Here is a 12,217-nt window from a genome sequence, read left to right as displayed (position 1 = left end):
GGCTGACTCCGTGGAAAAGAAACAGGTTCTGTCCGTGATGTTACGGTGGTGTGCTAACCTAGTGACGGAAGCTGAAACGAACAAGGGTCACCTGGGCCATCTTCACTCATTTCAAATGACAAGCGTGTAACTCTACGTGTACTGGAAAACAGATACCATAGAAATTCCTGACTGGAATCGCGGCTCACTGCTGGACAGGCTTGAGCCGTTTGACCCGTCTGCCCCCCGGGAACTGGGGGATGAGATGGTGGCCTATTGCCGCTTTTATGGCCTGGATCTCTGGGTAGAGCATCCGGAGGTCAGCTACCATCAAGGTTATGTGAGCGCCGGCAAGCACCAGGTTATGGTGCATTATTTCCGGCTACCGGACAGTGGTCGGTCCAAAGGGACGGTGTTTATCCTTCATGGGTACTTTGACCATGTCGGGTTGTATAGCCAGCTGATCGACCGTTGCCTGGGGGCAGGGTTCGATGTCCTGACCTATGATCAGCCCGGGCACGGTTTGTCCAGCGGGACCCCGGCGGCGATCGGCAGTTTCCTGGAATACCAGGCCGTGCTGTCGGAAGTGATTGCCGATGTTAAAGGTAAAGTGAGGGAGCCGTGGTATGCGGTCGGGCAAAGCACCGGCGGAGCCATTCTGATCGACTACCTGTTGTCCGGCCGGCACAGCCAGCAAACGTCGGATTTTCGTCAGGTTGTGTTGCTGGCGCCGCTGATCAGGCCCGTGGGGTGGCTCGGTGCAAAGGTGCTGCACAGTCTGGCAAAGCCGTTCCTGACCCGTTGGCGGCGGGTGTTTGCGGAGAACAGCGGTAATACGCGATTCCTGCAATTCCTGAAAGAGCACGATCCGCTCCAGGCGCGGGCGGTTCATGTGGACTGGGTATCGGCTCTTAGGAGCTGGGTGCCCCACATTGAGTCTGCCAGGCCGGTGAATTTTCCGGTTACGGTGGTTCAGGGTGAAAAAGACCTGACCGTCGATTGGCAGCATAATTTGCGGATTATCCGTAATAAATTTTCCCCAGTGGAGGAACTTCGTATCCCGGATGGTCGTCATCATTTGGTGAACGAAGCTCAGGATCTGCAATCGACGGTATTCAATACTATTATTGATACCTTCTCAAACGACCGTGCGGGTACTCTGTCTGAGGCCTGCTAGGGATAAAAAAGCCAGGAGTAAGCTGTGAAGAAAACTGTTCTCGCTTTTGCCGTTGCCACCGTTGGTTTGGGTGGCTGTATGACCTATGACCCGTATACCGGGGAAGAAAAAACCTCCAGTGCAACCAAGGGAAGCATTATTGGCGCCATCGGTGGCGCCGCTGTGGGCGCTGCAACGTCAAGCAGCAGTGACCGTGGCAAGGGGGCTTTGATTGGCGCCGCCAGTGGCGCTGCCGTTGGAGGCGGTATCGGTTACTACATGGACAAGCAGGAAGCCGAGCTTCGCCGCAAGCTGGAAGGGTCCGGTGTTCGGGTCGTACGTAATGGTGATGAGATTGAGCTGGTTATGCCAGGCAACATTACTTTCGATACCGACCAATCCACCATCAAGCCCTCCTTCAGCAACACTCTGGAGTCCGTTGGCCTGGTTCTGAAGGAGTTCGACAAAACCATCATCCAGATCGACGGCCATACTGACAGCACCGGTGCACAGAACTACAACCAGCTGTTGAGTGAGCGCCGTGCCGGCTCCGTGCGGGACTTTCTGCTCAACCAGGGTATTGAGCCCAGGCGTACCCGGGCAGTGGGCTATGGCCCGCGTTATCCCATTGCGTCCAATGACACCGCTTCCGGGCGGGAGCAGAACCGTCGGGTCGAGCTGACACTGGTGCCAATGCAGTAAGGTTTGGTGCGGTTATAAAAAAGCCCCGGCGCTTTATTGCTCCGGGGCTTTTTTGTGGTTAGTTGGTATTGCTGGGTAGCCATTCATCAATGCGGTCTTTGAGATCCTGAAGCCGGTCTTCGCCGGAATCCCGTACCTCACCCAGTTTCTTGCGGGCATCCTCAATGCGGTCTTCCAGTTGCTGTACCTTCTCGGAGAACTCCTTCTGAATCTCAGCCTCTGCCTGGTCGTCTTTGGCTTTTGCCATCTTGTGTTCGGCGTCTGCCCTGAGACTGTCGATCTGTTTGCTCCAACGCTCTGTCTGGGTTTCCAGCTTGGTCAGCAGAGAATCCTTCAGTGACATGGTTTACTCCTGTCTATGGTTGTGCGTGCGGCTTGAACAAACGCTTTCCCTATTAACCATGGACGTTATTGGCCGTTTCTCAAGTGTTAATCAAAAAATAGCCGGTTAAATAACGTTAACTTCGTCACGTTTTGGCCCTCGATGCCATGTTGGTCAGGGTGTGGGTTGTGACAGATTGTCACGCTCAAAAACATTAATAATGATAAGTGAAGGAACGAACCCTATGATCAGCCGAATATTGCCTGCCGCCTGTCTTGGTGTCGCCCTGGCCGCTACCGCACCCGCAATCCACGGGAGCCTGCTGGGCGGCCTCGGGTTCACTGGCGAATCCAGCGATGAAACCGGGCAACAGGCATTGCAGCCCGGCGACGTATTGCCAGGTCGCTACATCGTCACCCTCAATCCGGATTTGCCCGACCTTCTCGGGTTGGCGGATCTGCAGGCGGGGGTCGAGTCCCTGTTGCTGGCTGTAGGAGGCGGAGAGATCCTTCATCTGTATAGCACCGCCATGACCGGGGCCGCGGTAACGCTGACCGATGGGCAGGCCGGCCTGCTGTCATCCCTGCCGGGAGTGCTGGCCGTGGAGCCGGATCGTATTGTTGCCGCCAACACCGACGTTCAGCAAGGCGCAACCTGGGGGCTGGACAGGATTGATCAGCAGGTACTGCCGCTGGATGAACTCTACCGTTACCCCGCGTCTGCCGGGGCGGGCGCCAATGTGTATATTATCGATACCGGCCTGCGGGACAGCCATGTGGAATTTACCGGGCGTGTGATTGAGGGGCGTAATTTCGCGGTCAATGACGCTGGCCTACTGGGCGTGGGAGGTTTGCCGTTGCTTGGCCCCCTGCTGAATCTTGGCGGAGAAACCGATCCAACTGATACCACCGACTGTAACGGCCATGGCACCCATGTGGCCAGCACCGCAGCGGGGTCTCAATATGGGGTCGCCAAGGCCGCCTCAGTTGCAGCGGTACGGGTGCTGGATTGCTCCGGCGCCGGTTCGAATGCCGATGTGATTGCAGGTGTGGACTGGGTCGCTGAAAACCATCAGGCGCCTGCGATTGCCAATATGTCTCTCGGAGGTGGCGATTCAGACGCTCTGGACTTTGCGGTGAAAGGCGCCATCGCCAAAGGTGTGACCTTTGTTGTTGCCGCCGGTAACAGCGATGCCGATGCCTGCTCCGGTTCCCCCAACCGTGTGGAGGCCGCCCTTACGGTGGGCAGCACTACCCGTGAGGATCAGCGTTCGTCCTTCTCCAACCACGGTGAGTGCGTAGATCTGTTTGCCCCTGGATCCGACATCACGGCGGCCTGGTACCAGACCGATACCGAGACCAACACCATCAGCGGCACGTCAATGGCTTCGCCCCATGTCGCCGGTGTGGCGGCGCTGGTTCTGGGTGATCAGGGTGGCTTGAGCCCGGATCAGGTGGGGGCCGCCATTCTGGAGATGACGACGGCAAATGTGCTGAGTGGTATCAAGGCGAGTTCGCCCAACTTGCTGCTGCGCGTACCTCAATAATTGCTATTGAGCTTTATGCTGGCGGAATAAAAAACGGGAGCCCTGGGGCTCCCGTTTTTTGTAGGCTTTCTGCCGATCTGATCAGAACAGAACGCGGCAGCGAATGGTGCCTTTGACGTGGATCAGCTTCTCCAGCGCCAGCTCACCGTACTCCTTGTCGACATCGATCACTACGTAGCCAATGTCTTCCTTGGTTTGCAGATACTGGCCGCAGACGTTGATGCCGTTCTCCGAAAACACCTGGTTGATTTCGGACATCACGCCCGGCACGTTCTCGTGAATGTGCAGCAGACGGTGCTGGTTCGGGTGTGAGGGCAGGGCCACTTCCGGGAAGTTCACGGAAGACACAGACGTGCCGTTGTCGCTGTACATGGCCAGTTTTTCCGCCACTTCGCGACCGATGTTTTCCTGGGCCTCGATGGTGGAGCCACCAACGTGCGGCGTCAGGATCACGTTATCGAATTCCCTCAGCGGAGAGACAAATTCCTCGTCGTTGGACTTGGGCTCAACCGGGAAAACGTCAATGGCGGCGCCAAGGAGTTTGCCGCTTCCGAGGGCATCGGCCAGAGCGTCAATATCCACCACGGTACCCCGTGAGGCATTCATCAGGATCGAGCCCGGCTTCATCTGGGCGAACTGCTCAGCTTTGAACATGTACCTGGTTGATTGGGTTTCCGGCACGTGCAGGCTGACCACATCAGAGATGTTCAGCAGCTCTTGCAGCGTACCTACCTGAGTGGCGTTACCGATCGACAGCTTGGAGACCACATCGTAGAAGTACACGTCCATGCCCAGGCCTTCGGCCAGCACACTGAACTGGGTGCCGATGTTGCCATAGCCGATGATGCCCAGCTTCTTGCCACGAATCTCGTAGCTGTTCTTGGCGGATTTCAGCCATTCACCACGATGAGCCTTGGCGCTTTTCTCGGGCACGCCACGCAGCAGCAGGATAGCCTGGGCCAGCACCAGCTCGGCCACGCTGCGGGTGTTGGAGAAGGGGGCGTTGAATACGGCGATACCCCGGCGGGTAGCCGCCTGCAGGTTCACCTGGTTAGTGCCGATACAGAAACAACCCACTGCCACCAGTTTTTGGGCGGCATCAAATACTTTCTCGGTCAGCTGGGTGCGCGAGCGAATCCCGACGAAGTGCGCGTCGGCAATCTTCTCAATCAGGTCTTCCTCGGCCAGCGAGTGAGTCAGGTACTCGATGTTGGTGTAGCCTGCGGCATTCAGGGTATCAATAGCAGATTGATGCACGCCTTCCAGCAGCAGGATCCGGATTTTGCTCTTTTCGAGAGACGTATTTGACATGGGCTTGCTTCCGAACCTTTCGTCACGTGAAATGACCTGGAGCCAGGATCGTCGGGCTGGCTCACAGAACAGGGGCGGTATGATACCATAAACGCAGATTTTCACAGCGCGTCGGATCGCCTGAATCAATTGCCCCGTGATTCGCTGAATACAGGCCCGCCGTCCAACCCTTACGAGACTGATAGCTTCATGAATTCCGAACAGATTATCGCTTCGCTGAGAGAGCTGATTGCCGCAGGGGATGCCCCCGGTAAAGTGTTGACCGATCCGGCAGACCTGGAAAACTACGGCAAGGACTGGACCAAAATCTATCCGCCCAAGCCGCTGGCCATCGTGCTGCCAAAAACAACGGAGCAGGTGCAGGCACTGGTGACCTTCGCCAATGACAACCAGGTGGCACTGGTGCCGTCCGGTGGCCGTACCGGCCTGAGCGCGGGCGCGGTTGCCGCCAACGGTGAAGTGGTGGTGGCGTTCGATAACATGAACCAGATTCTGGATTTCAGTGCCAGTGACCGCACTGTGCGCTGTCAGGCGGGTGTTGTGACCGAGCAGCTGCAGACATTCGCGGAAGAAAATGGCCTGTATTACCCGGTGGACTTCGCCTCCGCCGGCTCCAGCCAGCTGGGTGGCAACCTGTCCACCAACGCCGGTGGCATCAAGGTGATCCGCTACGGTATGAGCCGGGACTGGGTGGCCGGCCTCAAGGTCGTGACCGGCAAGGGGGATATCCTGGACCTGAACAAGGACCTGGCAAAGAACAACACCGGTTACGACTTGCGTCATCTGTTTATCGGTGCCGAGGGCACACTGGGCTTTATCACCGAAGCCACCATGAAGCTCTCCCGAAAGCCGGATAATCTGACGGTTCTGGTGTTGGGTCTGAACGACCTGACCAACACCATGGATGTGCTGCAGACCTTCCAGAAGCAGATCGACCTGACCGCCTACGAGTTCTTCTCCCACGAAGCCATGGGGCACGTGCTGGCCCACGGCCAGGTGCAGGCGCCGTTCGAAACCGAAGCCCCGTATTACGCCTTGCTGGAGTTCGAAGCGGTATCCGACCAGGTGATGGATGACGCCATGACCCTGTTCGAGCAGTGCGTGGAAAACGGCTGGGTACTGGATGGCGTGATCAGCCAGAGCGAAACCCAGGCCAACAACCTGTGGCAGCTGCGGGAGCGCATCTCCGAATCCATCGCGCCGCGCACGCCCTACAAGAACGACATTTCCGTGGTGGTGTCCAAAGTGCCTGGCTTCCTGCAGGAAATCGACGCCGTGGTGAACGAGCATTACCCGGACTTCGAAATCATCTGGTTCGGCCACATCGGCGATGGCAACCTGCACCTGAATATCCTTAAGCCGGAAGACATGGCAAAGGAGGATTTCTTCGAGAAATGCCAGCAGGTCAACAAGTGGGTATTCGAGATTGTCGAGCGATACCAGGGCAGTGTCTCCGCCGAGCACGGTGTGGGCATGACCAAGAAACCCTACCTGCATTACACCCGCAGTGAAGCGGAGATCGCCTACCTCAAGGGTATCAAGCAGGTCTTCGACCCCAACGGCATCATCAACCCGGGCAAGATTTTCGACTGATGCAGGATCATATCGTCGTACTGACCGGCGCTGGCATCAGCGCCGAAAGCGGACTCTCCACCTTCCGTGACAACGGTGGGCTGTGGGAGCAGCACAGTGTGTACGATGTGGCCACCCCGGAAGCCTTTGAACGCAACCAGGAGCTGGTGCTGCGGTTCTACAATGAGCGCCGTCGCCAGCTTCAGTCAGCCGAGCCTAATGAAGCGCACCGGCTGTTGGCGGAGCTTGAAGAGCGCTACCGCGTCACGGTGGTCACGCAGAATGTGGACGATCTTCACGAACGCGGTGGCTCCTCCAGTGTGATCCACCTGCACGGTGAATTAACCAAGGCCCGCAGCTCCCGCTTTCCGGAGCTGGTGTATGACATCGGTTACCGGGATATCAGCCCCGGTGATACCTGTGACGAGGGCGCCCAGCTCAGACCCCATATCGTCTGGTTTGGCGAGGAAGTACCGATGCTGGAGAAGGCGGCCGAGGTGGTTCGCACCGCCGATCACCTGTTGATTGTCGGCACCTCCCTGCAGGTCTATCCTGCCGCTGGCCTGGTTTACGAAACCGATTTTGATGTACCCATCACCGTCATCGATCCGGGTGAGCCGGCTTCCGTCTCCAGGGCCCGGGTAATCCGCAAGGGGGCGTGTGAGGGGATGGCCGAATGGGTTGCCGGCCTGCGGTAGACTGAACCTCCGGATTGACGGCCTGTCTCAGTTTCGGGTCTTGAGCTAGTCTCAAGTAAAAGTCCGATGCAGGAGGCAGGTCATGTTGCACAACTACCGCGCTATTGTTTCGATCCCGCTGTTCGCACTTCTTGTTCTTGGTTCGGCCATGGCCGCTGCCCATCACGGCTGGGGCTGGGCGACCGATGAAGAGTTTGAAATTACCGGTACAGTGACCGGGAAGCGCCTGGGTAATCCTCATGGCGAAGTCACACTGGATGTTGAAGGCCAGGAGTGGGTGATTGAAGTGGGGCAGCCCTGGCGCAATGAACGAGTCGGCCTCACGGATGAGTTGTTGTCTGACGGCCAGGTGCTGACGGTTCACGGCCATCGGTCCGCACGGGAAGGGGAGCGGTTGGTCAAGGCCGAACGCATTGTCATTGATGGCAAGGAGTACAACCTCTATCCCGGTCGTCCCTCCTGAGCGCCAGGGCAGGGTATGCAGGAGGTCGCGCTATTCCTGGAGCAGACCGCTCTGGCCGAGGGATTACGGGATTCCGTATGGCTGTACCCGCTGGTCAATGCCGGGCACGTGCTGGGTATCGCCCTGGTGGTGGGCGGCGTCGTTCCCCTGGATCTGAGGATACTTGGTCTGTGGCCGAAGCTGCCACTGCTGCCGTTCTGGCGTGTTCTGAGAACAACTGTTGCCGCCGGGCTGGCCTTGGCGGTAGTCACCGGATTTCTGCTGTTCCTGACCCGCGCTCCTGAATACCTCGCTTCCAGCTGGTTCCTGGGTAAACTGACTGTTCTCCTGCTGTCTCTGGCCAACGTTGCATTGGTTATGGCCCGGTATCCGCTGCCGGAGGCGGCTGATCGGCCGCCGCCTGGCGGACTGAAAGTCTGCGCCCTGATTTCGCTGGTTGGCTGGTGCCTTGTGCTGCTGCTTGGCCGTCTTGTGGGGTACTTCTGATCGCTATGGCTTGTCAGCCCGAGGTCTGCTGCAGATACTTCTCCAGTTCGTCGCGAAACGCCGCCTGCACCCCTAACCTCTTCAGCATCCAGTAATGCCCGGCGATCATCCGGTCGATGAAGATGCTTTCCACCGGCGGTTTGAAATAATCCAGATACTTGAACACCGTGGTGGTCTTGGCGGCTACCTGCTTGTGGATGTCGGATTCCGCAAAATCGTAGGGCTCGCTCTGATTGAAGGGCACGATGAGAATGTCCCGCCACATGGCGTAGTAGGCCTCGTCCACCGCCGGTTGTGATTCCACCCGTGCGCCCAGGGCGATCAGGTGGTGGTCCAGTGCCGCGTAATCTTCGTCCAGTGCAGACACCAGTGCCTTGCGGTAGGCCTCGACAATCTCCGGCTTCAGTTTCTTCACACAGCCAAAGTCATACAGGATGATGGAGCCGTCGGGTCGGTAGGCAAAATTGCCCGCGTGGGGGTCACCATGGATACACTGAAAGCGGAACAGCTGGTCCGCCATCATGGTGAAGATGCGGTGGCCGATCAGGTTGATGGTCTCTTGGCTGTACTTCACGGGGGTGATGGCGTTGATATGATCGCCCTCCACCAGCTCCATGGTCAGCACACGTCTTGAGGAGTGGCTTGCAAACACCCGGGGAATAATGATCCAGTCATCCTTGGCGTGAAACTCGCGGAACTCTTCCAGGTTGCGGGCTTCGTTCTCGTAGTCCAGTTCTTCCTTCAGGCGGACACGGATTTCACCGAACAGCTGGTCTACGTGTTCTTTCGGCATCTTCAGCAGGCCACCGAGTTTCAGGGCCAGGCGCAACTGCTTCAGGTCGCTGTCGCAGGATTCGTCCACGCCGGGGTACTGGACTTTAACAATCACATCGGTGCCATCGTGCAAGCGAGCCCGGTGGACCTGGCCGATGGAGGCGGCTGCGTAGGGAGTCTCCTGCAGGTATTCAAACAGCTCCGGCACCGGTTTTCCGAGTTCGGATTCCACTTGCGCGACGATCACATCGAATGGCATCGGCGGCGCTTCTTTCTGCAGTCGTTCGAGGGCGTCGGAGAATTCCTTGGGCAGAAAATCCTGGGTCTGGGACGCAATCTGCCCCACCTTCATTACCGCGCCTTTCAGCTCTCCCAGCGTATCGGCAATCTGGTCGGCCATGCGAGTGTAGCTTTCGCTTTGGGCGCCTTCGTCGTTCTCGGTGCGGAACAGGCGGCGGGCCCGTTGGCCGGCGTATTGCCCGGCGACGGATGCGGTCATGCCTGCGAGTCTGAAGAATCGTCCACTACGGGAGGTCACCGGTTTTTTAGCCATGTACTGAGTACGTCCTGAGCGGCGGAAAAGTTTGGTACCAATCTTACGCTAAATCACCCGGGTTTCGACAAACAGCACGTCTTCCAGCTCAAGGGACAGGATCTGTCCGGATGCGAGAGCCCCCACGCCACTCGGCGTTCCTGTCAGCACCACGTCTCCCGGCATCAGGGTGAACTGGCTGCTCATATGGGCAATCAGGGGGATGACCGGGTTGAGCATGTCACGGGTGTTGCCAGTCTGCTGGCGCTGTCCGTCAATGTCGAGGGTAAACGTCAGGTGGTCTTTCCTGAGTTTATCCGCTGCAATGAAGGGTGACAGGGGGCAGGCGCCGTCAAAGGCCTTGGCCCGCTCCCACGGGTGGCGCTTCTCTTTCAGCAGGGTCTGGACATCCCGCAGGGTCAGATCCAGTGCCAGCCCGAAGCCCAGAATCGCGGCTTCTGCCTCGCTGGGGGAGGCGTTGGTGAGGGGGCGGCCAATAAGGACCGCCAATTCCGTCTCGAAATGAACTTCCCCCCGGTCCCGGGGGAAGTCCAGTGGGCGGGTCATGTGGACCGCAGCCGTGGAGGGCTTGATAAACAGCAGCGGCTCGTCGGGTACCGGGTTGTTCAGTTCCCGGGCGTGTTCCGTGTAATTGCGGCCAATGCAGACAATCTTGCCAAGGGGTAGGTGAACCGGGGTGCCGTCCTTCCAGTGGTGTTGATAGTCGGGCATGGCCGTCTCCTGTTTACTAGTCGCCTTCAAAGGAGCAAACAGTATATACCTGCAATCCCTCTTCCTGCAGCTTGCGGGAGCCGCCAAGATCCGGCAGATCAATCATTGCCGCCACTTCGACAATTTCCGCACCGATACGGCGAATCAGCCGGGCGGCGGCCAGCATTGTGCCGCCAGTAGCAATCAGGTCGTCCACCAGAACCACGTTATCGCCGGGCTTGAAGGCATCCTTGTGGAGTTCCACGGACGCGGTGCCGTATTCCAGTTCGTAATCTTCCACCAGGGTATCGAAGGGCAGTTTGCCTTTCTTGCGAATCAGTACCAGTGAGGCGTTCAGTTCGTAGGCCAGTGCCGAGCCGATGATGAAGCCGCGGGCATCCACGGCGGCGACGGCGTCGATGTTCTGCCCATGGTAACGATGGACAAAGGCGTCAATCAGCTTGCGAAAGGCCGTGCGATCCTGAAGAACCGTGGTGATGTCACGGAAGGCCACGCCAGGCTTGGGCCAGTCAGGCACCGTGCGGATGGCTTTTTTGATGTTCTCTGAAAAGTAATCCATAAATTGTCCGGGAAAACGCTGGAGGCGGCTTACGCTACGTCCAGGAACATGAATTTCAGTACAAAAACAACAGCGATGATGACCACGCTGGCGTTCAGGTGAGACCAGCGGCCGCTGAGGGCTTTCAGTACAGCATAGGTGATGAAGCCGAGTGCAATGCCGTTGGCAATGGAAAAGGTCAGCGGCATCATCAGCGCGGTCACCACGGCTGGCGCGGCATCGGTGACATCGTCCCAGTCAATGAGCTTCAGGCCGGAGGTCATCAATACCGCTACAAACAGCAGCGCCGGAGCGGTGGCGTAGGGTGGAATGACGCTGGCAATGGGTGACAGGAACAGGCAGGCCAGGAACAGGGCGGCGACCACCACGGCGGTCAGCCCGGTGCGACCGCCGGCGGAGATGCCCGCGGTCGATTCGATGTAGCTGGTCGTGGTGGAGGTGCCCATCGCCGCACCCGACATGGTCGCGACGGAGTCGGACATCAGTGCACGGCCAAGGCGGGGCAGCTTGCCGTCCTGGTCCAGGAGGCCGCCGCGTTGGGCTGCGCCAATCAGAGTGCCGGATGTATCGAACAGGTCCACGAACAGGAATGCAAAGATGATGCTGATCATGCCCACGTTGAGGGCACCGGCAAGGTCCAGCTGCATGAAGGTGGGCGCCATGCTCGGCGGCGCGGAGGCAAAGCCATTGTATTCCACCATGCCCAGCATCATGGCGATCACGGTGACTGCGATGATGCCGATCATCACCGCGCCGGTGACCTGACGGAACGCCAGGGCGCAGATCAGTGCAAAACCGCCAAAGAACAGCAGGGCTTCGGGACCTTTGACGTCGCCCATACCCACCAGTGTGGCCGGGTTATCCACCACAATGCCGGCGTTCTTGAGGGCGATCAAAGCAAGGAAGAAACCGATGCCGGCGGAAATGCCGAAGCGCAGGGAGAGCGGAATGCTGTTAATGATCCATTCCCGGACCTTGAGAATGCTCAGCAGGAAAAACAGGAAACCGGAAATGAACACGGCACCCAGAGCCACCTGCCAGCTGTAGCCCATGCTGCCCACCACGGTAAACGAGAAGAAGGCGTTCAGCCCCATACCCGGTGCGAGGGCAATTGGGTAGTTGGCCCACAGACCCATGATCAGTGTGCCTATCACCGCAGCCAGGCATGTAGCCACAAACACTGCGCCGTAATCCATGCCAGCGGCTTCCAGCATGCTCGGGTTGACCACAATAATGTACGCCATGGTCAGGAAGGTAGTAATGCCGGCCACCACCTCTTTACGGACATCGGTGCCGTGGGCCTTTAATTGAAATAATCGCTCAAGCATGACGGAGGTCTGCCTCACTGAGTGCTGGGTAGGGTTTCGGTTTTGAAAAGAGTCGAT

At 58.2% G+C, this 12,217-nt stretch carries 13 protein-coding genes; 7 read left to right on the top strand and 6 right to left on the bottom strand.

The window, feature by feature from the left end; translation table 11 throughout:
• Positions 1-136: 136 nt before the first annotated feature.
• Both ACJO3M_RS02030 and ACJO3M_RS02025 read left to right on the top strand, forming a co-directional pair.
• On the top strand, positions 137-1,156 hold the full coding sequence (locus tag ACJO3M_RS02030; RefSeq protein ID WP_406999263.1) for an alpha/beta hydrolase: 1,020 nt from the start codon (positions 137-139) through the stop codon (positions 1,154-1,156).
• Positions 1,157-1,180: 24 nt separating this feature from the next.
• Positions 1,181-1,837, top strand: coding sequence for a YiaD family glycine zipper/OmpA-like lipoprotein (locus ACJO3M_RS02025; RefSeq protein WP_406999261.1), 657 nt, complete (start codon positions 1,181-1,183; stop codon positions 1,835-1,837).
• 58 nt (positions 1,838-1,895) lie between these two features.
• On the opposite strand, the gene ACJO3M_RS02020 is transcribed toward ACJO3M_RS02025, so the two are convergent.
• Positions 1,896-2,180 carry a sll1863 family stress response protein gene (locus tag ACJO3M_RS02020; RefSeq protein WP_406999260.1) on the bottom strand — a complete coding sequence of 95 codons (285 nt, stop codon included), beginning with the start codon at positions 2,178-2,180 and terminating at the stop codon, positions 1,896-1,898.
• A 223-nt stretch (positions 2,181-2,403) separates the two neighbouring features.
• Between ACJO3M_RS02020 and ACJO3M_RS02015 the strand changes: the two genes are divergently transcribed.
• Positions 2,404-3,705: a S8 family peptidase gene (locus ACJO3M_RS02015; RefSeq protein WP_406999258.1), complete on the top strand. Its 1,302-nt coding sequence runs from the start codon at positions 2,404-2,406 to the stop codon at positions 3,703-3,705.
• A gap of 81 nt (positions 3,706-3,786) precedes the next feature.
• Here the strand turns inward: ACJO3M_RS02015 and serA are convergent, their stop codons facing one another.
• Positions 3,787-5,016, bottom strand: coding sequence for a phosphoglycerate dehydrogenase (gene serA, locus ACJO3M_RS02010; protein ID WP_406999256.1), 1,230 nt, complete (start codon positions 5,014-5,016; stop codon positions 3,787-3,789).
• Between the two features lie 189 nt (positions 5,017-5,205).
• Between serA and ACJO3M_RS02005 the strand changes: the two genes are divergently transcribed.
• The 4 genes from ACJO3M_RS02005 to ACJO3M_RS01990 all read left to right on the top strand — a co-directional run bounded on the left by ACJO3M_RS02005 (position 5,206) and on the right by ACJO3M_RS01990 (position 8,235).
• Positions 5,206-6,609, top strand: coding sequence for a D-2-hydroxyglutarate dehydrogenase (locus ACJO3M_RS02005; RefSeq protein WP_406999254.1), 1,404 nt, complete (start codon positions 5,206-5,208; stop codon positions 6,607-6,609).
• On the top strand, positions 6,609-7,286 hold the full coding sequence (locus ACJO3M_RS02000; protein ID WP_406999252.1) for an SIR2 family NAD-dependent protein deacylase: 678 nt from the start codon (positions 6,609-6,611) through the stop codon (positions 7,284-7,286). The genes ACJO3M_RS02005 and ACJO3M_RS02000 overlap by 1 nt, the downstream gene beginning before the upstream one ends.
• Before the next feature lie 82 nt (positions 7,287-7,368).
• Positions 7,369-7,749, top strand: coding sequence for a DUF6152 family protein (locus tag ACJO3M_RS01995; protein WP_406999250.1), 381 nt, complete (start codon positions 7,369-7,371; stop codon positions 7,747-7,749).
• Positions 7,750-7,764: 15 nt separating this feature from the next.
• A complete protein-coding gene (locus ACJO3M_RS01990; protein ID WP_406999248.1) occupies positions 7,765-8,235 on the top strand; it encodes a hypothetical protein in 471 nt (156 codons plus the stop codon).
• A gap of 13 nt (positions 8,236-8,248) precedes the next feature.
• Here ACJO3M_RS01990 and ACJO3M_RS01985 read toward each other — a convergent pair whose 3' ends face one another.
• From ACJO3M_RS01985 to ACJO3M_RS01970, 4 genes are read right to left on the bottom strand one after another with little or no spacing between them, the layout of a single operon-like run.
• Positions 8,249-9,562: an ABC1 kinase family protein gene (locus ACJO3M_RS01985; RefSeq protein ID WP_406999247.1), complete on the bottom strand. Its 1,314-nt coding sequence runs from the start codon at positions 9,560-9,562 to the stop codon at positions 8,249-8,251.
• Between the two features lie 48 nt (positions 9,563-9,610).
• Entirely contained in the window at positions 9,611-10,273 is a 663-nt protein-coding gene (locus ACJO3M_RS01980) for a fumarylacetoacetate hydrolase family protein (RefSeq protein WP_406999245.1), read from the bottom strand.
• 16 nt (positions 10,274-10,289) lie between these two features.
• On the bottom strand, positions 10,290-10,832 hold the full coding sequence (locus tag ACJO3M_RS01975) for an adenine phosphoribosyltransferase (RefSeq protein ID WP_406999243.1): 543 nt from the start codon (positions 10,830-10,832) through the stop codon (positions 10,290-10,292).
• Between the two features lie 29 nt (positions 10,833-10,861).
• A complete protein-coding gene (locus ACJO3M_RS01970; RefSeq protein WP_406999241.1) occupies positions 10,862-12,160 on the bottom strand; it encodes an NCS2 family permease in 1,299 nt (432 codons plus the stop codon).
• Between the last annotated feature and the right edge of the window lie 57 nt (positions 12,161-12,217).

Origin of the sequence: Marinobacter alkalisoli (genome assembly GCF_045449795.1) — a bacterium.
GTDB lineage: Bacteria > Pseudomonadota > Gammaproteobacteria > Pseudomonadales > Oleiphilaceae > Marinobacter.
The sequence above is the reverse complement of the archived record's forward strand: the minus strand, read 5'-3'. Positions and strand labels throughout refer to the sequence as shown.

What these genes read in the sequence shown, in the direction of transcription:
- ACJO3M_RS02020 (WP_406999260.1), bottom strand. Translation starts at nt 2,180, where the DNA reads ATGTCACTGAAGGATTCTCTGCTGACCAAGCTGGAAACCCAGACAGAG.
- ACJO3M_RS02015 (WP_406999258.1), top strand. Translation starts at nt 2,404, where the DNA reads ATGATCAGCCGAATATTGCCTGCCGCCTGTCTTGGTGTCGCCCTGGCC.
- serA (WP_406999256.1), bottom strand. Translation starts at nt 5,016, where the DNA reads ATGTCAAATACGTCTCTCGAAAAGAGCAAAATCCGGATCCTGCTGCTG.
- ACJO3M_RS02005 (WP_406999254.1), top strand. Translation starts at nt 5,206, where the DNA reads ATGAATTCCGAACAGATTATCGCTTCGCTGAGAGAGCTGATTGCCGCA.
- ACJO3M_RS02000 (WP_406999252.1), top strand. Translation starts at nt 6,609, where the DNA reads ATGCAGGATCATATCGTCGTACTGACCGGCGCTGGCATCAGCGCCGAA.
- ACJO3M_RS01995 (WP_406999250.1), top strand. Translation starts at nt 7,369, where the DNA reads ATGTTGCACAACTACCGCGCTATTGTTTCGATCCCGCTGTTCGCACTT.
- ACJO3M_RS01990 (WP_406999248.1), top strand. Translation starts at nt 7,765, where the DNA reads ATGCAGGAGGTCGCGCTATTCCTGGAGCAGACCGCTCTGGCCGAGGGA.
- ACJO3M_RS01985 (WP_406999247.1), bottom strand. Translation starts at nt 9,562, where the DNA reads ATGGCTAAAAAACCGGTGACCTCCCGTAGTGGACGATTCTTCAGACTC.
- ACJO3M_RS01980 (WP_406999245.1), bottom strand. Translation starts at nt 10,273, where the DNA reads ATGCCCGACTATCAACACCACTGGAAGGACGGCACCCCGGTTCACCTA.
- ACJO3M_RS01975 (WP_406999243.1), bottom strand. Translation starts at nt 10,832, where the DNA reads ATGGATTACTTTTCAGAGAACATCAAAAAAGCCATCCGCACGGTGCCT.
- ACJO3M_RS01970 (WP_406999241.1), bottom strand. Translation starts at nt 12,160, where the DNA reads ATGCTTGAGCGATTATTTCAATTAAAGGCCCACGGCACCGATGTCCGT.